A 229-nucleotide genomic window follows, 5' to 3' on the forward strand; every position below is an offset into this window, starting at 1 on the left:
GGTTCAAGCCGATCGGCGCGCGGTTGTTCATGACGGACAGCGGCGCCGCGGCCGCGATGGTGCTCTATGAGGACGATGCCGGGCGGACGCTGAGCTTCTATCTGCGGCCAGCGGAAGCGAAAAATCGGCTGCTGCCCGCGGGGCAACGCGTGGACGGCGCGTTGATGGCGCGGTATGGGTCGGTGAACGGGCTCAACTATGCGGTGGTCGGGCCGGCGAGCAATCTCGG

At 67.7% G+C, this 229-nt stretch carries 1 pseudogene; it reads left to right on the forward strand.

From position 1 onward, the window contains the following. A pseudogene (locus SB771_RS37555) lies at window positions 1-229 on the forward strand (anti-sigma factor); the annotation flags it as partial.

The sequence above is a fragment of the Burkholderia sp. SIMBA_051 genome (assembly GCF_046534915.1).
In the GTDB taxonomy this organism is placed as follows: Bacteria; Pseudomonadota; Gammaproteobacteria; order Burkholderiales; family Burkholderiaceae; genus Burkholderia; species Burkholderia ambifaria.